Source organism: Bacillus sp. AR13-1 (assembly GCF_008042285.1).
GTDB lineage: Bacteria > Bacillota > Bacilli > Bacillales > Bacillaceae_G > Bacillus_A > Bacillus_A mycoides.
The window spans coordinates 1-21,747 of sequence record NZ_QNUA01000044.1 but is presented as its reverse complement, the minus strand read 5'-3'; the positions used below and the strand labels follow the sequence as shown (position 1 = coordinate 21,747).

17 protein-coding genes and 1 pseudogene are annotated in these 21,747 nt (G+C 36.2%); 5 read left to right on the top strand and 13 right to left on the bottom strand.

The annotated features are described in order from the left end of the window. Positions 1-40 precede the first annotated feature (40 nt). From DN408_RS27200 to DN408_RS27180, 5 genes are all read right to left on the bottom strand, one after another. Positions 41-1,630, bottom strand: a complete 1,590-nt coding sequence (locus DN408_RS27200; RefSeq protein ID WP_078178426.1) for an N-acetylmuramoyl-L-alanine amidase — start codon at positions 1,628-1,630, stop codon at positions 41-43. Between the two features lie 219 nt (positions 1,631-1,849). Beyond that, positions 1,850-2,899, bottom strand: a complete 1,050-nt coding sequence (locus tag DN408_RS27195) for a M42 family metallopeptidase (protein ID WP_002186613.1) — start codon at positions 2,897-2,899, stop codon at positions 1,850-1,852. Between the two features lie 249 nt (positions 2,900-3,148). Further along, on the bottom strand, positions 3,149-3,475 hold the full coding sequence (locus DN408_RS27190) for a nucleoside triphosphate pyrophosphohydrolase (RefSeq protein ID WP_002186614.1): 327 nt from the start codon (positions 3,473-3,475) through the stop codon (positions 3,149-3,151). A gap of 17 nt (positions 3,476-3,492) precedes the next feature. After that, a complete protein-coding gene (locus DN408_RS27185) occupies positions 3,493-3,813 on the bottom strand; it encodes a hypothetical protein (protein WP_147740457.1) in 321 nt (106 codons plus the stop codon). Positions 3,814-3,950: 137 nt separating this feature from the next. Then, positions 3,951-4,739: an enoyl-CoA hydratase gene (locus DN408_RS27180; RefSeq protein ID WP_078178427.1), complete on the bottom strand. Its 789-nt coding sequence runs from the start codon at positions 4,737-4,739 to the stop codon at positions 3,951-3,953. Between the two features lie 329 nt (positions 4,740-5,068). On the opposite strand from DN408_RS27180, the gene DN408_RS27175 reads away from it, so the two are divergent. Continuing rightward, positions 5,069-6,463, top strand: a complete 1,395-nt coding sequence (locus tag DN408_RS27175) for an O-antigen ligase family protein (protein ID WP_002186616.1) — start codon at positions 5,069-5,071, stop codon at positions 6,461-6,463. A gap of 88 nt (positions 6,464-6,551) precedes the next feature. Here DN408_RS27175 and DN408_RS27170 read toward each other — a convergent pair whose 3' ends face one another. Together DN408_RS27170 and DN408_RS27165 are read right to left on the bottom strand one after the other, a co-directional pair. After that, entirely contained in the window at positions 6,552-7,583 is a 1,032-nt protein-coding gene (locus DN408_RS27170) for a hypothetical protein (protein ID WP_078178428.1), read from the bottom strand. Between the two features lie 9 nt (positions 7,584-7,592). After that, positions 7,593-9,050: an MBOAT family O-acyltransferase gene (locus DN408_RS27165; RefSeq protein ID WP_002186618.1), complete on the bottom strand. Its 1,458-nt coding sequence runs from the start codon at positions 9,048-9,050 to the stop codon at positions 7,593-7,595. Between the two features lie 226 nt (positions 9,051-9,276). On the opposite strand from DN408_RS27165, the gene DN408_RS27160 reads away from it, so the two are divergent. Beyond that, positions 9,277-10,692, top strand: coding sequence for an MBOAT family O-acyltransferase (locus DN408_RS27160; protein WP_002186620.1), 1,416 nt, complete (start codon positions 9,277-9,279; stop codon positions 10,690-10,692). A 178-nt stretch (positions 10,693-10,870) separates the two neighbouring features. After that, positions 10,871-12,061: a secondary cell wall polysaccharide O-acetyltransferase PatB1 gene (gene patB1 / locus DN408_RS27155; protein ID WP_002186622.1), complete on the top strand. Its 1,191-nt coding sequence runs from the start codon at positions 10,871-10,873 to the stop codon at positions 12,059-12,061. A 230-nt stretch (positions 12,062-12,291) separates the two neighbouring features. Here the strand turns inward: patB1 and csaB are convergent, their stop codons facing one another. Together csaB and DN408_RS27145 are read right to left on the bottom strand one after the other, a co-directional pair. Further along, positions 12,292-13,395, bottom strand: a complete 1,104-nt coding sequence (gene csaB / locus DN408_RS27150) for a polysaccharide pyruvyl transferase CsaB (RefSeq protein WP_078178429.1) — start codon at positions 13,393-13,395, stop codon at positions 12,292-12,294. A 165-nt stretch (positions 13,396-13,560) separates the two neighbouring features. Beyond that, a complete protein-coding gene (locus DN408_RS27145) occupies positions 13,561-15,081 on the bottom strand; it encodes a putative polysaccharide biosynthesis protein (protein WP_147740456.1) in 1,521 nt (506 codons plus the stop codon). A gap of 280 nt (positions 15,082-15,361) precedes the next feature. Here DN408_RS27145 and DN408_RS32230 point away from each other — a divergent pair. After that, a pseudogene (locus DN408_RS32230) lies at positions 15,362-15,583 on the top strand (hypothetical protein); the annotation flags it as partial. Positions 15,584-15,671: 88 nt separating this feature from the next. Here the strand turns inward: DN408_RS32230 and DN408_RS27135 are convergent. Continuing rightward, the gene (locus DN408_RS27135) at positions 15,672-17,150 is read right to left on the bottom strand and encodes a SulP family inorganic anion transporter (RefSeq protein WP_078178431.1); all 1,479 of its coding nucleotides are present in this window, start codon (positions 17,148-17,150) and stop codon (positions 15,672-15,674) included. 233 nt (positions 17,151-17,383) lie between these two features. Between DN408_RS27135 and DN408_RS27130 the strand changes: the two genes are divergently transcribed. Beyond that, positions 17,384-17,854, top strand: a complete 471-nt coding sequence (locus DN408_RS27130; protein ID WP_002010927.1) for a hypothetical protein — start codon at positions 17,384-17,386, stop codon at positions 17,852-17,854. A 38-nt stretch (positions 17,855-17,892) separates the two neighbouring features. On the opposite strand, the gene DN408_RS27125 is transcribed toward DN408_RS27130, so the two are convergent. The 3 genes from DN408_RS27125 to DN408_RS27115 all read right to left on the bottom strand — a co-directional run. Next, positions 17,893-19,449 (bottom strand): fatty acid--CoA ligase, encoded by a 1,557-nt coding sequence (locus tag DN408_RS27125; protein ID WP_033730860.1) that lies wholly within the window; start codon positions 19,447-19,449, stop codon positions 17,893-17,895. Between the two features lie 271 nt (positions 19,450-19,720). Next, on the bottom strand, positions 19,721-21,211 hold the full coding sequence (locus tag DN408_RS27120) for a coproporphyrinogen III oxidase (protein ID WP_002010930.1): 1,491 nt from the start codon (positions 21,209-21,211) through the stop codon (positions 19,721-19,723). 141 nt (positions 21,212-21,352) lie between these two features. After that, a partial coding sequence (locus DN408_RS27115; protein WP_304487905.1) for an LPXTG cell wall anchor domain-containing protein occupies positions 21,353-21,747 on the bottom strand: 395 nt, incomplete at its 5' end.

Genomic DNA, 21,747 nt, shown 5'->3' with positions numbered 1-21,747 from the left:
CTATAAGGGGATCATATCATATGGCAATCTCTTTTATTTATTAACGGAAAGAAGATACGTTGTTACCCATTGCTTCGTAGTAATCTAAAATTCCTTGATAAATAGCTTCTGCTGCACTTTGTCTCTGTTCTGGTGTAGCAATTTTATCAGCATCGCTTTTATTATCTACAAATGCTAATTCTGCTAATACAGCTGGCATTGTGTTTTCTCTAATTACATATAAATCGCCTTTCTTCACACCGCGATCTTTTGTTCCAAGTGCATCTACAAGACGCTCTTGAATTTTCTCTGCTAATAAACGACTTTCTGATACATTCGGGTTTGTCCCTCTTGCTGTCGCTGATTCATAGTAGAATGTTTCTGTACCTTGTCCATTTTTACTTTCCGTACCATTACCATGGATACTTACAAAGATATCCCCATTATTTTTTTGAGCAAATTCTACACGTTTCTTTAAAGAATCAGAAGCACTTGTTCCTGGACGTGTATCATCTGTACGAGTGAATAACACAGTAAACGGTGTCTTTTTCTCAAATATTTTCTGTAATCGTAATGATACATCTAATACGGTTTGACTTTCTTTCTCATAATAACCAGGATTCCCTGAGTCAATTCCCCCATGACCTGGATCAATAATAATCGCTTTACCTTCTAGGAAGTTACCTTGCTTCACTGGGTTTAATTGATTTTTATCCACCCATTGGAAGCCAGCTCCCATACGGATACGAATCCAGCTATCTTTCTCTTCAATAACAGTTACTTGTTGTGCTTTATGTGTGCCTGCCACTGTAGACGTATGTGAAGCTTCTTGATATGTAGTGAATTCTTGATTAATAGACTCTGTTTTTTCTTGTAATGGTGTCCACTTCTCACCTTTACTTGTTACAACCTTCAACCAACCGTCCGCTCTTTGCTCTTTCACTTCAAGCATTTGTGGCTTATGTTGAGTGTCAGTAATACCAGATGATAACGATGCTTGATGATATGTAATAAAGTTTCTATTCATATACATTCTTTTCGATGTATTTGTTTTATTTTTATCTGCCATCGCGATGAACTGAGCTGCTTCAGCACGACTTACAGTACCGTCAGGATTCCAGCCATTTCCTGTACCCATTGAAATCTCTAAAGCTACTAAAATATTAGCTTGTTTCTTACCCCAATGAGGTTCCAAATCTTTAAACTGCGTTGGAAGTTCTCCAATAATTTTCTTATCTAATGAATATGCTTGTACAAGCATAGATGCCATTGATGCACGGTTAATTTGGCTTGATGGATTGAATTTCCCAGTACCATCTCCATTAATTACACCCGCTTTTTCTACCGCGGCAATATATGGTGCTGCCCAATGGTTTTGCGAATCTTTAAAAGATGGTTTCGCTTTTGGATCAATTGGTAAGCCAAGAACTGCTGCTAATATTTTTGCAGCTGATCCTTTATCTACTGCTTCAGATGGAGAAAACGTTCCGTCTGGTTTTCCATCAAGCGCTTTTTTCCCTACTAAATAGTCAACCGATTCCTGCGCCCATGTAGGAACATCCGAAAACTTCTTCCCTGCTGCGAAACTACTAACTGGAGACGATAATAAACTTGCGGCTAAAATACCAGCCGCGACTGCACGATACTTCATAAAAAATAATACTCCTCTCAAAAATCATTTACAATAACACGTAATCTTAATATACAAATTATAACAAATGCGAGCAAAAAAAATTAGTGCTCCTCTATCATTCTATAATACTAGAATTCTGTAGTAAACCTACTTTCTTAATATTGTACAATAAAATACAATTAAAGTATTTTTTATGCACAAAAAAGTGGCTGATTCATAGAATCAACCACCCTCTCACTATTCTACTATCATTTCTGATAACGCATATGCATAAACAAGTGCTTCTGTATGTGCAATCGAGCTTTCATGCGTACGCTCAAATGCGTGAGAAGAATCAATACCAGCTCCAATTAATGCATGTTTCACATCAAATCCAGCGTGAATCGCAGCTGATGCGTCTGATCCGTAGTAGGGATAAATATCCACTTTATATTCAATAGCATTCGCTTTCGCCAATTCAACTAAATGCTTACGTAAAGCGTAATGGTATGGACCGCTAGAGTCTTTCGCACAAATGGATACTGTATATTCATCAGATGTTTGTCCATCACCTAACGCTCCCATATCAACTGCTAAATATTCTACCGTTTCTTCTGGAATATTTGAGTTTCCACCGTATCCAATTTCTTCATTATTAGAAATTAAGAAATGTGTTGTATATGGCAATGTTACCTTTTCATCTTGCAATCTTTTAATTAATTTTAATAGAATTGCTACACTTACTTTATCGTCTAAATGACGTGATTTTATGTATCCACTCTCTGTAATTTGAACGCGTGGATCAAATGAAACGAAGTCTCCTACTTCAATTCCTAACCCACGTACTGCATCTGCTGAAAAGACACGCTCATCAATACGCACTTCAATATTTTTCTCATCGCGCTTCGCTTCCCCTGCATCTTTGTACACATGGACAGAAGTTTGATGCATTAAAATTGTGCCTGTATATTTCTTACCGCTTGACGTTTCAATTTCGCAATATTCTCCTTCTACAGAGTTCCAGCGAAATCCACCAATCATAGATAGACGAAGACGACCGTCAGGCTTAATTTCTTTCACCATTGCCCCTAACGTATCAACGTGTGCAGTTAATAAACGATGCTGCTCATCATTCTTTCCTTTAACCGTTAAAATAAGAGCACCTTTATTATTACGCTTCGTCTCTACATTCCACTCACTTACATAATTTTCAATAAAACTAATAATTTTCGCCGTGTTTCCAGATGGACTTGGAATAGAGACAAGCTCCTTAATAAGTTCCATCGTTTCTTTCGTATGATGTGCCATTGTCGTTTCCTCCTCATTTTCTCTACTATTTAGTATAGCGAAATTACGATAAAACCTCTACTCATATAGTTTAATTTTCTAAATTATAATAAAATTCACTTTATCCTAATCTCAATGACAAAAAAGCACCGCATTATCTCCATTAACACTGTGCTTTTTCTATAAAGTGAAACTTTAATCAGCCCGACTCCTTCGCATTCGCCGAATTTTGAGTTTGGGGTCTTACTGCCCGCAAATAGCGGGATAAAACTACTCTTCCGAAACGTCCATCAAATAAATCCCTCTTGTAAATCCGCCGCGCTCTTCTTCTTTCTGCTTACGAATAAGCTCTATATCTTCCATTGTTGCACCTTCTGCACGCGCTAATGAAATAATAATTTCAAGTGCATCTGCAAGTGAATCTAGCGCATGTTCACGCTCTTTCATCGAAGCAAATTCACGAATTTCTTCTGTACCAATTTTCGCTAACGCTTGTATGTAAGCTTGCCCTGTTAATTTTTGTGCTGTATATGTTTTTCCAGACATCAAAATTTTCTCCGGGACACGATCTCTTACTAACCTGTTATAAGTTGACATCACTTTTCCTCCCACTTTTAATAACACCCAAGCTCTGCTTTATAGAAAAACCACTCTTTTTTCACACAAGCACTTAACATATCAATTCCTGATCCGTGCGCCTTTACTACCGGAAAGAAGTAATGCTCTGGTTCTTCTTTCTTATCGCCGTATAAGGTTTGGTACTCATCAGGAATCGCCTCTTTTTTCACATCCCGTTCTTTCTTCACTTCACCAGAGAAAGCAACAGTTGGATGTCCCTCAAAGAATAATACAGTCCGTACCGCAAGAGGTGGTGTACTATGCAAAGCATAATATGTTAGTAAAATAATAACGATAACACCGATAATTTTCTTCATTTATTACTCCTAAAAAAAGTGCTAACACAATTATACTAAAATGTGTTAGCACTTTCTTCCCTTTATCTCGAATTAACGGGCAGTAAGACTAATAATCCGCGGGGGATAAACAAATCCCCACGGATTAAAGTTTCACTTTATTCCCCTTTAAATGCTGGTAAACGTTTTTCTAGAAAAGCAGCAATACCTTCTTTATGGTCCGCTGTTTGTCTCATCGCATATTGACCACGCTTTTCGAGCTGAAGCGTTTGTTCTAAATTAGAACGATTCACTTCACATAAAATTTGTTTCGTTTGAATCATTGCCTTGATTGGTTTTTGTAACCATTCATTAATTTTTTGCTTCACAGCCGTTTGGAAATCCTCACCGATTACTTCGTCAATTAAACCGATATCTAGCGCTTCTGCCGCTGATAATTTCTTCCCTTCCCAAATGATTTTCTTCGTCATATTTTCACCGACGCGCTTTTGAAGGAAGAAATGGCCACCACCATCTGGAATTAAAGCGATTCCAATAAAGTTCATCGCAATAACTGATGATATATCTGCCATGACATAATCAGCTGTTAATGCGATACTTAATCCAAGTCCAGCAGTCGGCCCATGAATTGCACTAATAACAAGCTTCGGCATCGTATATAACGTCACAACGATTTCAGAAATTGTATTCATGATGCCTTCAAACTTACTTTCATCATTACTTGAAAGCATTGATTTAATATCTCCACCCGCAGAAAAACCACGGCCACTTCCACACAACACAACAACGTGAACAGAACTTTCCGCCACTTCTTTCAACTTTTGTAATAACTCTTTTAACGTTGGTTCATCTAATGCATTTAAAACCTCTGGACGATTAACCATAACCGTTGCTACGCGCCCTTCATATTTCACAACAACAGATTCTGTTTTACTTGTTACTTCCATTATATATACCCCTCTTTTCCACATAAAGATTATACTTATATAATTATAGAAAGCATGTTGAAAATCCTTCTTTTTTCTTAATTTTCTGTCTAATATTCTCGTAATTTGTATGTATCTCCGTATAAAACATACAATTTCGTTAAAAAATATAGAAATTAAAGTCGGTTTATCCATGCTTTTCATCTATTTACCATTACAATGAAATGGTGTATTCTTAAGTTTGATTCAAAAAAACAAATATTGAAATTCATTCGCCTTATTATGTAAATAAGGCTTTTATCCCCATCTCTTGGGTATTGAACTAAAGGAATGAAGAAATGGAGGAATATATGGTTAATAAGTTGAAACAAACGGATAACTACTTCCCGCATTTCCTATTGCTATTCATTGTGTTTCAACCAATTTTAGATTTATTAACGTCTTTTTCAATCTATGTATTACACATGAGCGCAACTGTTGGAATCGTAGTCCGTTTCGCCTTTATGCTTCTTGCATTAGGTTATCTACTTCTTCATAGAAAACAACATGGGGCGAAAAAGTACATTCTCTATTTATGCCTACTCGGGATCGTACTAGCAATTGGTCTTGTAAATAATATGATGATTAAATCTCCAGTTTCATTTGGCGAAGAAGTGAAATTTATTTTAAAGAGCATATATCCAATTGTGCTACTGTTTGGATATATTATCGCCTTTAAAGAGTTAAAAAATAAAGAATATGCATTTCATAAAATCATTACATATTTCTTATATACAACTTTAATTTTAAGCATCACACTGATTGTTGCGATGCAAACTAGTACAGATTTCCCAAGCTACCCTCACTCAAAGATTGGTTCAAGAGGTTGGTTCTTTGCTGGGAATGATTTAAGTTCTATTTTTGCAATTATGTTCCCAATCGTAGTGTTATATTCGATTCATAAAACAACTTCTTTCTCGAAAATCTATTACTGGATTCCAACAATACTCGCGATGTATGCAAGTATTATGGTCGGAACTAAAGTAGGATATGGTGCAATTGTTCTAACGCTTGGCGTGGCACTTTTATTCTCATTCATTGAATATATGGTTCATCGCAAAAAAGAAGGAAAAGGATTCACATATCTCGTAAATACAGTTGTTGCCGCTATTATACTAGGAGGTTTAATTGCCCTTACACCGCATACTCCTATCGCAAAAAATATGGGCATCCACATGCAAATATACGAATACAAAAAATCAGTACAAGAAGAAAAGGATAGAAAAGAAGGAAAAATAATTAAAGAAGATCCTGACGCAGAGAAAAAACATGCAAAAGGTGAACTAACAGACTCTGAGGTCAAAAGTTTAATTTACAGTGATCGCGATAAGTTTTTAAAAGTATACAAACAATACTATAAAGACGCACCACTATCACAAAAATTATTCGGAATGGGCTATGCTGGTAACTATACGGTTAAAATTAAATTAATCGAAATGGACTTCCATGACATATTCTTTGCATTCGGAATCATCGGTTCTCTTATTTACTTCATACCATTCCTTTACTTCGGTATTAAATTATTACTCAGCATCATAACAAACTTTAAGAAAATATTAACTGTGAAATATATGCTACTAGCTAGTGCCGTTATACTATCACTTGGAATTGCCTTTATGTCCGGTCACGTACTAACAGCGCCGGCCGTTAGTATTTTCTTCGTTGTTATACTCGCTTACTTAATTGTTGATTTAGAGGTAGAATAAAATGAAGCAGCCATCAGATCTCGGTGGCTGCTTCATTTTGGTATACAGTCTACTCGGCAAAGAATAGACCACATTTATGATCTATTTTTTATTGAAAAGACGCCTGAATCCCCTCCAACACCTCATCAATATTATCCTTCGTAATAACAATGCCGAAGTCTTTCGGGACGTTGCTATCTTCCTCATTTACAACTTTATGCGCAATCAACTTTCCAACTTCCGGTCTGAAATGATGCCCATCCATATAGTTATCTAAATTCGTTGTAACGGAATTAAGATACATGAAATGGTGCACTTCTCCAAATACATCTACAGCGTCATGAAGCCATTTTTTATAATCTTCCCATCGCCCTGATTGAATCATCGTACGGAACAGAGGCTCTGAAACAGGCGTTGTAAAAATATAAAACTTCGTGTTCGGATTATGAGCCTTTACTGTTCCTAATATTTCTTTCATATTTTGATACTCATAATTCCCGCCGTAAATCTCTTTACTAAACTTATCTACTTGCGCCGCTATTTGCGCATCACGTTCTTCTTTCGTATAATCGCGCATCGATTTTATATTCTCTCGATTGTACCGGTCAAGATTCGTACTATGATGGGTGGAATTTGCAATTGTATTCTTTGAATAAGTAATCACGTCCATACTTATATACGATTTAATCGGATACAATAAACTTTGCGCCTGCTTAATATACGCTTCTGGTTTATCAAAACCAATTTCCCTATTTTTGTTCGTTCCAAGGAAATCTAAACCAAGTACAATAGACTCGAGTCCACTACCTTTTTGTTCTTTTGCATATTCAATATATGCATCATACTCACGCGGATCTGTACTGCTTACCGCATAATTAAATGCGTTTAACCCGGTGAAGTCATTCTCGTTAATAAAAGTCGTTCTACTACTTCCAAGTATAACTCCATCATATGTAAACGGACGGTACGTTATATAATTTGTTTTCTGTTGTCTCTCGTTAAACCCGTACTGAACATCATTCCACTTATTTTTATGCGGGAATAACCAAAGTGAATCTATATAGCTATTAAATATCCCGACACCTGCCAGAGGAACAAAAACACATACAAAAACGAAAATAAGCCAATGTTTGTTTTTCATATTCTCCACCTAGAAATTAAAGTATAAAAACTCACTAATACTCGTTAAATGTAACACGCTATATACGAGCAATACTGCAGTAAATAAAGCAGTCCATACATTCGGACGGAATGAATCCTTTAACTGAATTGAATTTTTTAAGAAGAAACTAATACATAACGCTCCGAAAATATACGCTACCATTTTTGGATCTAATAAAGAGACATGGTACCCTTCACTAAATGAAACACCGTACTCTTTTAAAAATTGCAGCTTCTCTATTATAAATGCCGGGAATACGCTATTTGCTAATTCGATTCCATTTAGTCCGAACATTCCTTTTAACACTTTCACCGCATCATGCATAGATGTTGCCCTAAAGAATACCCACGTTATATTAATGAAGAAAAACGTAACGAACCAACCAGCAAAGGCTGGCATGCGCCCTCCTGCTTTACTCCATAAGCGATGAATAACAGAAGCCAAACCGTGCAAGAATCCCCAAAAAACAAATGTCCAACCAGCTCCATGCCAAAGTCCACTTATTAAAAATACAATCATAATATTTGCGTATGTACGCGTAATTCCTTTTCGATTTCCTCCTAGAGAAATGTATACGTACTTCGTTAAAAACTGGCTAAGCGTCATATGCCAACGATGCCAAAAATCTTGTATATTCACTGCTTTATACGGTGAATTAAAATTTTGAGGTAATTTAATATTAAACATTAAAGCGATTCCAATTGCCATATCACTATATCCACTAAAATCAAAATACAATTGGAACGTAAACGCTAACGACGAAAGCCATGCTTCGACAAATGTTAATGATTGCTGCACATCAAACCCTTCATGTACAAGGGGTGATAATACATCTGCAATACCTACCTTTTTGAAAATACCAACTGCAAATACAAATATACCAAGAACGATATACTTCGATTGCCAGCGCTTTTTGCTACTATCCGCAAACTGCGGCATAATTTGTGCATGATGTACAATCGGCCCTGCAATAAGCTGCGGGAAAAACGTTACAAACAATGCGTAATCAAGAAAATGACATGCCTTCGTTTCCCCGCGATACGTATCTACTAAAAATGCAATCTTTTGAAACGTATAGAAACTAATCGCGAGCGGTAACGTTAATGATAATAATGTAAAATGAGTTCCAATTAATGCATTAACATTTTGCAAGAAAAAATCATAATACTTGAAATAACTAAGCATTCCTATATTAAATATTAACCCTACCGTTAAAAGAAGTTTACTCTTATGTTTTACGAGCCTCATTCCGATAAAGTAGTTCACAATGAGCGACACTAACATAAGCGGTAAATATTTCACATTCCAATAACTATAGAAAAATAAAGAGGCCGCAACGAGCCAAGCTTTCGCTAATGTAGCATGTCCAAATTTATTTAATAGAAAATATAAAAGAAATGCTATCGGTAAAAATAAAAAAATAAACTCAAATGAGTTAAATAACACACCATCTCTTCCCTTCTAAACAAATCACAACTTATTCATCTTATCTTATCCAAATAGTGAGTGTCAAAAGGATTCCGCTCCCCTTTTCTTCTATTATATAGGATAATCATTTCAATCGAATTATTAACATGATAAAATATTAAAGGCACTTTTATTTAAAAGAATATATAATAAAAATGTCGGTTTTTTGCACGAAATGTATTTTGAAAAAAGTGAGGAGAGTCCTTTGGTATTTAGTAGTTCTGTTTTCTTATTTATCTTTTTACCTCTCGTATTATTTTTCTATTTTATAGTGCGTGCCGAGCTACGTAATTTCGTATTACTTGCATTTAGTTTAATTTTCTATGCATGGGGAGAACCACGATTCGTCCTCTTAATGCTCTTTTCTATTCTTTTAAACTACTGCTTCGGCCTACTCGTGCATCATTATGATAAACGAAAAAATATGAAAGTCACATTTTTAATTATGGCTGTGGTCGGAAATATTTTATTACTTTCTTATTTTAAATATATTTCCTTTTTCACAGATATTTTGAATCAAACTTTACATTTATCTATTCATGTGGAACCTATTCCACTACCAATTGGAATTTCATTCTATACGTTCCAAGCGATGTCATACGTCATCGATATATACCGTAAAGATGGCGCAGTTCAAAAGAATCCACTTAACTTAGCACTATATATATCAATTTTCCCGCAGCTTATTGCCGGACCCATCGTTCGTTACAATATCGTTGCTGATCAAATTAAAACGCGCATCCATTCTTTTGAACGATTTACAGAAGGTCTCCAAATTTTCATTCTAGGACTAGCGAAAAAAATGTTAATCGCCAATCAAGTTGGATTTGTCGCAGATAAAATCTTTGCCTTACCACCGTCTGAAATGAGCGCTGGAACGGCTTGGATTGGTATTATCGCCTATACACTTCAAATCTATTTCGATTTCTCAGGATACTCTGATATGGCAATTGGACTTGGAAAAATGTTCGGATTTGATTTCCCGAAAAACTTCAATTATCCGTACATCTCAAAATCCATTTCAGAATTTTGGAGAAGATGGCACATTACACTAGGCTCTTGGTTCCGCGACTATATATACATTCCGCTCGGCGGAAATCGTGTTTCCAAACTAGCAAACTACCGTAACCTCTTCATCGTATGGGGATTAACCGGTTTATGGCACGGAGCAAGCTGGACATTTATCGCCTGGGGATTATATTACGGCTTTATTATCTCGATTGAAAAAGCTGGACTCGAGAAAATATTAAATAAGCTATGGAAGCCGCTGCAACATGCATATGTACTAATCATCGTTATGATCGGTTGGGTCTTCTTCCGAGCTGATAACTTCGCATACTCATTCCAATATTTAAAAGCGATGTTTGGCATAGAGAGGCAATCTTTCATCGATGACAACACAATGCTATATATACATGAATACATTATCATATTTATCATTGCCTTTATCGCAGCGACACCAATTTTGAAACGTGTTAAAAACATATTAGAACTTGCACCCAAAACGTATATATTCACGATGCAAGTTGTACGTCCTATATTATTACTAACATTATTTATGGTTTCGATTATGTATTTAATTAATTCGACGTATAATCCATTTATTTACTTCAGGTTTTAACTTATCCCGCTATTTTCCGGGCAGTAAGACCCCCACCTCAAAATTCAGCGAAAGCAAAGAAGTTAGGTGGGGGACGGGCTGCCTGTAAAAGCCCGATTGGTTAAGGCTGATAATCAGTGGGGATGAACAAAACCCCCACTAATTAAAGTTTCACTTTATGTAGGAAGGAAAAGTTATTATGAAAAAATTGGGGAACATCGTCCTATTTATCGGTTTTCTCACCATTATCTTTTCATTTGGCATATTATCGCTTCTCAAAACTGACCGAGCAGTTTCGCCCGTTGAAAATCGTCCGCTCGCTCAAAAACCAGCTCTTACAAAAGAAGCTGCCTTAAATGGTAGTTTCTTTAAAGACTTTGAGACATATACAAACGATCAATTAATCGGAAGAGATGATCTCATAAAAAATTATACACTTACCCAAATTAAAATGGGCAAGTCTCTCATTAACGATATTATTCTAACAGATGATAAATGGCTTCTAAAAAACCCTGCTTGGGCTACAAAATATAATGAGATTGACCAAGCTATGCCAGCTGTAAACGACTTATCTCAGTTTTTAAAAGAACAAAATATTGAGTTTTACTTTGCTTTACCACCGTCCAAAACGAATGCATTATCATTTAAATTACCTTCTCATATTCATACATATGCACAGGAAAATTTAAATTATTTTCTAAATAAACTTCCAGCGGACGTAAAGCCAATTAAACTCATGGAACATTTCAAGAAAAACTATACAAATGAAGAAATACAAAGTATGTACTTTAAAACAGACCATCACTGGAATATGGATGGTGCCTTCTTAGGCTATCAATATATAATGAACACAATCGCGCAACAATCTTCTATATATAAAGGAAAAGAAATAAAAAAAGAAGATTACACTCGTACGTGTGCTCCAAATAAACATCTAGTCGGAAGCTTTAACAACCAGCTTTACCAACTGATCGATGCGACTGGAGAAAAACTATGCTACTACACACCGAAAGACGGTTTCAACTTTACGAGCGTAGCTGCAAAAGATGTAAATGGCACAGTATATCGCACATTAGATGAACTATACGGCGTAGAAAAACAAAAAGACACCATATCATACGCAGGCTATTACACAAACGACTATCCAGAAATCGTTATCGAAAACAACAATGCACCAAATGATGTACGAGCTTTAGTCCTAAAAGACTCATTCGCAAACGCAATCGTGCCTCACTTAGCACAAAGCTTCAAACACACATCTATCCTCGACCTTCGTCACTATCACGAAAAGGATGTATATCAATACATTAAAGACAACAATATTAACATGGTATTGTTTGTGTATAGTGATTCGAATTTGAGTGGTGATATGTTTAAGTTTAAACAATAAAAGAAGCCTCTTGTAAATTTACAAGAGGCTTGTTTATATTATTTCCGCTATTTTCCGGCAGTAACAACTTAAACCATTATAGATTACGACATTGTTATTATTTCACTTGTCCCTTCTCTTTTTTAATCACTACCTTCAAATACAAAAAGGAGAAAGAGATAGGAAATTTCCCTCTATCTCTTTTTATTTAATGACAACGTACTAAATAAAAAGAGGAATGGCCTCTAATCCTAAGATTCCATTCCTCTTTTTATAGACTCTTTTGCATGTAAGTCATTAATAATATATTTGGACGCTATGGAAATTTGCTCTCGCAATTCCTCTACTCTTTGTCCTAACGTTTCCTGTACATATTCTGTCTGCTCTAATTGTTTAATCGCCATACTGTGTAATGTTTCTGTCGTCCAGCCTCCATCCACATTCCCAATAATCGGCTGATTTACTTGTTGTAAAAACGAATCAATCTTCGGATCATATGAAATTCCAATCATAGGCGTGTTTGCAACTGCCGATAATATAAGAGCATGTAGTCTCATCCCTATTAAAAGAGAGCACTCTGATAAAATAGAGATTTTCTCGTGAATATCCATTTTATAAGGGAGCATGTGCGCTTCTTCTCCCATCAAATTAATGATATCCCTTGATGCATTTTGATCAAATGGTCCATGCATCGGTACAAATAAAATATGGTATCCCTCTTGCTTAAGCTTTTTAAGCGTATCTGCTAACTTCTTCATATAATCTTCTTTTGCATCCCAGTACCTTACACTAACCGCAACGACTTTTCCTTGCAGCGAATGTTTTTGAAGCCAATCGGATTTCTTTTCTTCTGGCTGACAAGCTAATACTGGATCTGGAACAAGTTCAATGTCTTTCTTAATACCAATTTCTTTTAAGTACAAAAAAGAGTCTTCATCACGTACTGATATATATTCAGCCTTTGATACATGCCATTTCACTAATAAACGATTTTGCTTCTTCGTAATAGGTCCGATTCCTTGGGCGTAAATATAATACGGCTTTTTCAAAAAACGAGCAAGCCGCATAATACCTGTATAATATAGAATACTCTTAATACTCGTCTTATCTTGTAAGAGACTTCCGCCTCCGCTAATTAAACCATTACTTCTCTTTATTTCTCGGTAAATCGCTCTTATATCCCAGCGGTTTACTGCTTCTACACCGTACATTTCCCTTGTATAGTTGGGGTCATTTGAAAGTACAACAAGCTCAAGAGTAGGATCCTCTTCATGTAACGCTTTAATAATTGATTGCAAAATTGCTTCGTCCCCAACATTATAAAAACCATAATATCCTGATAAAACTAACCGCACTCTTAATCTCCTCCAACATTTCGCAATCAACTCTTTTTGTAATTAAACAAATTGTTATCCATTCCTTTCCGAGAAAGGCTTGATAACTTCAAATTGATTTCTTTCACAAACATCTAACAAGTCATACCTATTTATAATATTGTTCATTTTCTATAATAAACGATTTTATTTACGTAAAAATGGAATTTGTTCTTTCGATATCCAGTTTAGTTTAAGTGCACATATGCCATATAACACTGAAGCTATACTTAGCGCTACAGCACTATATATCATTGCTAAAATCCTGGAATCTGTCACATTGATTAATGTGGACACAAAGTATAATACTATACCTAAAATACTAGATACTCCAATCACAGCTAAAAATTTCCCTATAGCTATTGAATAGGAAAGATCTTTTCTAATATAAATATGATTTGCGATACAAATCATTATATAAATAATTAGAGTACTATACGCTGCTCCATTTATACCGAATTGGTTTACTAGCGCTATATTTAATATAATTTTCACGAAACTTGCACCGATGACAATCCATGCTGCTCGCATCGAACGATTAATCCCTTGCAAGATTCCTATTGATAATACCATAAGTGATGTGAAATACGAGCTACCAATTAAAATAGCTAACATGCCACTTCCTTTTGTATCTGTAAATAATGCAACATTAAGCGGTACTGCAAGCGCCATAAGCCATATCGTTATCGGCATTGTTAAAACGTGCGCAAATTCATTTGTACGTTTTACCGTCAGTTTAGCTAAAGCTATATCTTTTTTTGTTAAAGCAGCTGTTAATAATGGAATTAGCGGAAATACTATCGCACTTGCAAATACAACAATTAATTGCGTAAATGCAAAACCACGGCTATATATACCAAATTGTTCCTGAATCGTTGTAGAAGATTCATGTAATACATGTGGAATTGTTACAGAATCAACTAAATTTAAAACAGGCATCGATAACGCTCCAATTGCAATTGGAATTGAAACGCGGAGTATGTTTTTTGCGTTTGTCTTAAAATCTTGTAATGAATATGTTTCGCTCTTATAGCGATACGTGCTTTTTACATATTTCATTCGCAAATATATGAGTGACGTAATAACACCAAAACAAGAACCGATCATCGCTCCGCCTGTTATGATATTACTACCTTTATTCCAATATACAAATATATAGGCTATTGTTAGCATAAAGAATACGCGTATCAACTGTTCAATTACTTGTGATACACCAGTAGGTATCATATCTCCGAACCCTTGGAAATATCCACGGTACACTGCCATATACGGTGCGATTAATAAAGCAAACGAAGTAACAATTAATGCTAGCCTCGTCTCTTGCCCACCAAGCATATTTGCAATGCCACTCGATCCAATGATAATAATTAAAAATCCGAGCACCCCAAATATAACACCGATAATAGATGCGGACGTAAACAATTTAGCTATTCCGTCACGATCATTCTTTTCATGAAGATCAGCTATTAACTGGGATATTGCTAGCGGGACTCCTGCTACTGATAAAGTTAAGGCTATCATATATACAGGAAAAACGAGACGAAAAATCCCAAGCACTTCATCTCCCGCTATATTTTGCAATGGAATTTGAAAAAAACTCCCCACCACTTTCGATAGGAACGTTGTAATGGTTAAAATTGCAGCGCCTTTTACAAACTTTTTATTCATCTTCTATCTCTTTTCTTTCAAATATGATCTAAATAAATATCAAGTCAGTATTCTTGCTTAATCTAGAGAAACTTCACTCTATTTCATTTAGTTATCATACCAAATTTCTTATATATTGAATACTCTCGTTCCAAATATAATATGTACAAAATAAGATTATTTCCATCCTGTTTTCCCTTTAATTTACTACTTTTACTTATTCAAGATAAACCTGTAATATAATGTAGCTCTTGTCAGTAAGAGGAGGGTTTACAACATGCTAAATTTAGTAAAAAATTATCAAATTTTCCTTTCTTTAGAAAACGAGATACTAAAGCGCTTTGCATACGAAGAAGTTGAGAAAGTCGAAAAATCAGACGAAATAGGGCTTATTCAACCATCTTAAGTTTATGATTTCGTTAACCGTACACAATTAATTTGTGAAGGTAGCCATTTCTCAACGCGTGAATATAATTTGAAGTTAGATGGTGTAATTGATGCTCAACGGATTTACAACATCCAGATATAAGAGTTTCTCACATAAACAACACATATCCAAATAAAAAGAGCCCTCACATTTTACAATACAGTTCATGTGAAGGTTCCTATTCCTATATTGTCTCAGCTTTTAAAAACTGCAGTTTCTCTTTTTGCTCATCATTCGCCATCATTACTATCGTCTTTTCAACATGCGGATGTACATGTTCAAGTGTCACACTCGCTCCTGCTTTATCCGATTGCTCAACAAAGTTTAATAACGCCATAGCTCCTGATACATCCATATAATGTACATCTTTCATACGCAAACTAACTGGTGACTTCACATCTTGTAAAGAAGCAAAAATACGATCTACTGATAGAAATGAAAGTGGTCCCTGAATCGTATACGTCGCTTCTTTTTCTTTTATAATAGAAGCTTTACGTTCTTTACACTTCACCATGTATATAATGAAGGAAAGAATAATGCCAAACGCAACAGCAACCATTAAATCGAATTTCACTGTCACAACCATCGTCACGAACATAACAATCACATCACCTCTTGGTGCTACATGTGCTTTCTTCATGCTTTCCCAATCAAACATCCCTATGCCAGTTAAAATTAAAATACCTGATAATACAGCAAGCGGAATATATTGTACCACTGAACCGAGTCCCATAATGAAAATAAATAATATGACACTATGCATACAAGCCGACAGTGCCGTCTTCCCCCCGCTTCTTATATTGACGATAGATCTAACAGTTGCACCTGCTCCTGCTAATCCACCGAACAAACCACTCGCAATATTGCCAATACCTTGTCCGATTAACTCTTTATTACTTTTATGACGTGTCCCCGTCACATTATCCATTACGACAGACGTTAATAACGAGTCAATTGATCCTAGTAAAGCAATACTAAGTGCTGGTAATACAAGTGCTAACATGCCATTTGCGTCTAAATTCGGTACGTGAAGAGATGGCATCGCCTCTGGAATTGCACCTATTTTTTCAATCATCTTATTTAAAGAAAGAGTTCCTACAACTGGTAAGTTTACCGTAATTCCTTGTAGCATAGAAGAAAATAACGGCAACGTTACTGTAACACCTACTAATGCTACTAAACTTGATGGAATGGCCTTAATCCATTTTCCAGAAACAATCATTACAATGATCGTTAATAACACAAGCAGAAAGCTATTTTGTACGTGCTTCATTTCACCTAAAATAATGATCAGTGCAATCCCATTCATAAACCCTGAAACAACAGGATACGGAATGTAACGAACGTAAGAGCCGAGCTTACATACACCAAATAAAATTTGAAATAACCCCGCCATCATAAATGCAATAAAACTTGCTTCTAATCCGTGAGTTGCAATAACGCCCGTTGCAATTACTGTAATCGGCCCAGTAGGACCCGTTACTTGCCCCGGTGTACCGCCAAATAACGCCGCAAACAAACCTGCAAAAATTGCACCATACAATCCGACCAGTGCTCCCTCAGACGTTCCCGTTGCAGCAATACCAAATGCAATCGCTAGCGGCAAGGCAACAATCGCAACAGTAAACCCTGCTAAACATTCCTTTGCTATTTTTTGAAACATATAAATAACCACCTTCTTATAAAGTCCATGTTCCATTGTACATCTAAAACAAATCATTCGTTAGCGTATTTATAAAAAACTCTTTACAGTCTCGTGAAGTAAACGTCTACATTTACAAATAGCCTTCCCAAGTCAAACTAAAAAACAGCAATATGACGAATCTACCTTTGGAAACAAACTTGACTATGCTATAATGAACAAATTAAATCTTTTACTATATACTTGGAGGCACTATGCTAACTTTTGAAGAAAAATTATCAATTATTGAATCTTTCCCGGAATTAGAAAGAAAGAACGTATCATTAAAACGCGTAAACTTTCACTTTGAAGAAAGTCGTTTAGATAAAAAGAACGTTGTATATCATTTACACCCAAATGGAAACGGATTTGTATATGCAAACTTCATTAAAGGTTATAGAACAGATGATAAAGGCATGATTAACATCCGCGAGTTTTCAGAAGAAGAACTGCGTTCATTAATTGAAAAAGTAATTGAACGTCTATCACAGGAGCAAGAGGAAATTGTAGCACCAATGGAACCTGCTGCGGAAGAAGAATGGCGTAACGAAGACGGCCATATCCTAACTCTTATTCAAGAGGATGACATGTGGAACGTTTACGCTGGCGTAAACTTAGACGGTACATTCAACTCTTATCCAGAAGCTGCGGAATACCTTGATGAAGAAGGTTTCTCACGCAAGTAATAAAAATGCCTTTCCGAATTTGGAAAGGCATTTTTTCATTATTTTTTCATACCTTTTAACGACTCTCTCAGCACAAATTTTTGCAACTTCCCACTCGCATTACGAGGAAGTTCATCTGCAAATAAGTAATGACGCGGACGTTTATAGTCTGCTAATTCATCACTTTCTTTGCAATACGTTTCTAAATCAGCTTCTGTAATATTTTCATCTTTCTTTACAACAACCGCAACGACACGCTCTCCCCATAGTTCATCGGGCTCACCAAGTACCGCAACATCTAATACACCAGGGTGACTATGAAGAAAATCTTCAATTTCACGTGGATAAATATTAACGCCTCCGCTAATTACCATATCATCCACACGATCTGCGACGAATAAATAGCCATCTTTATCGAAATAACCTAAATCACCCGAGTGATACCATCCTTTATACATCGATTTTGCATTTGCTTCTTCTCGATTATGATAACCAGCCATCATAGTTGGACCGCGCAAAATAATTTCCCCTACTTCATAAGGAGGCAACGTATCATCTGGCTCTGCTGGTCCATCTTCGTTCGGTTTCACAATTCGAATTTCATGGCTAAAGCACGGCGTTCCTGCTGAACCAGCTTTCGTAATTTGATCCTCTTCTACGAGAAACGCAACAACTGGTCCCATTTCTGTCATTCCGTAAATTTGGACAAGATCAATATAAAGACGCTCTTTACATTCCTTCACTAACGCCGGAGCCATCGCAGCCCCGCCATATACACCGATTTTCATCGAAGTTAAATCATACTTAGTTAGATCTTTTTGCAGTAACATATTCCACATCGTCGGTGCTGCAAAAAACGTCGTAATCTTCTCTTCTTGAATGGTATGTAATACTCTATCCGTATCAAAATGATGTAAAATAACATTCTTTCCGCCAACTTGAATGCGCGGTATGATTCCAGCGTTTAACTCGCCGCAATGATATAAAGGCGCTACCACAAGACCGGCGCTATCCCTGTTATATTTTATGAAATACGTACAAATCATACTATGCTCAGCCATATCACGATGGCGATGTAGTACGCCTTTCGGATGACCAGTCGTTCCGCTCGTATAAAGCATAGAACAAAAGTCCATTTCATCGACTACAATATCTACTTTTTCAGCTGATGCTTCATTTACTTTTTCATGGTAAGAACTAGCATAGGAAGGTGCATCGTCTTCCACGTACCAAAAAGACGAATTTGGAAAATCTCGTTCAATCATAGTAACTGTTGATTCGACTGCTTTTTCAAAGACGACTACTTTCGAGGCTGCATCTTGGAGGATATACGATAATTCTTTTGCTTTTAAGCGGAAATTAATTGGATTGAAGATCGCGCCAATTTTCGCACAGGCTAAGTAAACGTTTACAAATTCACGACAGTTATATAGGTAAACAGATACACAATCTCCCTTTCTTACTCCTTCTTTCAATAGAGCTTGCGCCGTTTTATTTATTTGCTCATCCCACTGTTTATATGTCCAACGAATATTTTTTTCTGGTTCTACTAACGCCTCTTTATTCGGATACTTGCCAACTGTCAAATCAAAAATTCTCCCTATCGTCATGTACATGCCAACAATTTCCCCCTTTTCTCTTTCATAAATCTATCATTTCGTCTATAAGTAGACATTGTCCTCTAATAATCTGACTAATTTTTCTGATTATTATCGACATAGTTTTACATATGGACCGTTTGATGGTAAATGAAATTATATCGGCGGTTTTTTGAATATATCGAACGCAACTCAATTTATATCAGCTATTTTTCGAATATATCGACTTACCGACAAAAACTGACAATATAAAAAGAGGCTGTTCCAAATCGGAACAACCCCCTTCTTCTTACACGAATAGCTCTTCTAAAATTTTCAGTTTATCTTCTGTATATTTCACGAAGCCATCGTTATATGATTTTGGATCTTTTGGATTCGCAAAGTGTGTAATTGCTCCTGTTTGTGGGTGAACAAATTTACTTGATGCCCCGCAACCAAGTCCGATAATCGATTGTACTTCTTCCATAATAACAATATTGTAGATACTTTCTTGCGTCGGTATTGCATACCCAACGTTTTCTAAGTTACCTAAAATATTTTTTTGACGATATAAATAGTATGGCACGTAATTATGGTTCTTCGTCCACTCTTCCGCCTCATGCATCATCGCAGTAATTTCTTCGCGACCTGCTACTTTATATTTACGTTTGTTTTGCGTCATTTCAGAAGCACGTTTAAATGATAACGTATGAACTGTTAACGATTCTGGCATTAACTTTTCTGTTTCATCTAACGTATGCTTAAAGATGTCTAATCCTTCACCAGGAAGACCAATAATTAAATCCATATTAATATTGTTCATTCCCATTTCACGTGCTAAATGATACTTCTCAATCGTTTCTTCTACAGTGTGATGACGTCCAATTGCTTTTAGTGTTTCTTGGTGGTATGACTGCGGATTAATACTAATACGGTCAATGTTCCATTTATTTAACACTTCTAGCTTTGCTGGTGTGATCGTATCTGGGCGACCTGCCTCAACTGTTACTTCACGTACATCTTTCACATCAGGGAAAGCTTGGTACATTTCTTCATACAACATATCCATCTCTTCTGCTGTAATACTCGTCGGTGTACCGCCGCCGTAATAAATCGTCGTAACTGTAACACCTTTTTCTTTTAAAAACTTACCAATTTCACGAACTTCATAATGTAACCCGCCTAAGAACGAATCAACTGATCCTTGGCGTCCGTTAATTGCATAAGCCGGGAACGTACAGTACGCACATTTTGTAGGACAAAACGGAATACCGATGTAAATACTTACTTCTTCTTTCAAGCGGTATAAATCTGGAACAACCGCTAATTGGCAATCAACAATACGCTGAAGAAGTTCAATTTTCTCTTCATGAATTAAATAACTTTCACGAAGTTCTTTATGCGCTTCTTCTTTTGACATACCATTTTGAAGTAGTTTGTGAAGAAGTTTCGTTGGGCGTACCCCAGTTAATATTCCCCAGCTCTGTTCAAGTCCAGTTAGCTGTTGAAGTACAGAAAGATATACGTAAGAAACAACATGTTTCACTTGCTTCATACGTTCTTTTTCTTCTGTGAAAGCAGATAAATCTTTTGCGAATGTTTCTTCATATACATTTCCGGTTGCAACATCTGTTAAACGAGCCGATGCTGTCACATTACCTTCTATCTGTATATCAACGATAAGATTTGCTTCTTCTTTCTCAAACCCTATCGTGCTCTCTTCAAAAAATAAACCGCCAATATTTTGTAGCGGACGTAAAAAACGATCATCTTGTAACGTTTTAATTGAAATTAACAACATTATCACCTTTTCATTTGCAAACTCTCTTTAGTTTACTTGAAGGGCGTTTGAAGGTCAATACAGAAGGTTTTACCTTATTTCTTCTATTAAAAATTTAAAGGCATAAGAGATAACATTTCTCTTATGCCTTTTATAAACCTATTAGCTATTTTTAATCATAAATCTTAAACGTATTCCTAATAACACCAGAATTACACCTATAAATGGAAGGTAATCCGTATTATGCCCTGTAGCTGGAAGTTTTTGATTATTAGAACCGCCTTGTTCTTTTTCTGGTAAGTTAGGCTTTTCTACTTCTTCGCCTGGGCTTTCTGTTCCTTCACCTGGCTTTTCTATTCCTTCACCTGGTGTTCCTGTTTCCCCACCTGGTTTTTCTGCTCCTTCACCTGGCTTTTCTGTCTCTCCACCTGGTGTTTCTGTCTCTCCACCTGGTTTTCTGTCTCTCCACCTGGTGTTTCTGTCTCTCCACCTGGTGTTTCTGTCTCTCCACCTGGTGTTTCTGTCTCTCCACCTGGTTTTTCTGTCTCTCCACCTGG

Bases quoted from the DNA above. Each gene is read 5' to 3' on its own strand.
- DN408_RS27200 (WP_078178426.1), bottom strand. From the start codon at position 1,630: ATGAAGTATCGTGCAGTCGCGGCTGGTATTTTAGCCGCAAGTTTATTA.
- DN408_RS27195 (WP_002186613.1), bottom strand. From the start codon at position 2,899: ATGGCACATCATACGAAAGAAACGATGGAACTTATTAAGGAGCTTGTC.
- DN408_RS27190 (WP_002186614.1), bottom strand. From the start codon at position 3,475: ATGTCAACTTATAACAGGTTAGTAAGAGATCGTGTCCCGGAGAAAATT.
- DN408_RS27185 (WP_147740457.1), bottom strand. From the start codon at position 3,813: ATGAAGAAAATTATCGGTGTTATCGTTATTATTTTACTAACATATTAT.
- DN408_RS27180 (WP_078178427.1), bottom strand. From the start codon at position 4,739: ATGGAAGTAACAAGTAAAACAGAATCTGTTGTTGTGAAATATGAAGGG.
- DN408_RS27175 (WP_002186616.1), top strand. From the start codon at position 5,069: ATGGTTAATAAGTTGAAACAAACGGATAACTACTTCCCGCATTTCCTA.
- DN408_RS27170 (WP_078178428.1), bottom strand. From the start codon at position 7,583: ATGAAAAACAAACATTGGCTTATTTTCGTTTTTGTATGTGTTTTTGTT.
- patB1 (WP_002186622.1), top strand. From the start codon at position 10,871: ATGAAAAAATTGGGGAACATCGTCCTATTTATCGGTTTTCTCACCATT.
- DN408_RS27145 (WP_147740456.1), bottom strand. From the start codon at position 15,081: ATGAATAAAAAGTTTGTAAAAGGCGCTGCAATTTTAACCATTACAACG.
- DN408_RS27135 (WP_078178431.1), bottom strand. From the start codon at position 17,150: ATGTTTCAAAAAATAGCAAAGGAATGTTTAGCAGGGTTTACTGTTGCG.
- DN408_RS27130 (WP_002010927.1), top strand. From the start codon at position 17,384: ATGCTAACTTTTGAAGAAAAATTATCAATTATTGAATCTTTCCCGGAA.
- DN408_RS27125 (WP_033730860.1), bottom strand. From the start codon at position 19,449: ATGTACATGACGATAGGGAGAATTTTTGATTTGACAGTTGGCAAGTAT.
- DN408_RS27120 (WP_002010930.1), bottom strand. From the start codon at position 21,211: ATGTTGTTAATTTCAATTAAAACGTTACAAGATGATCGTTTTTTACGT.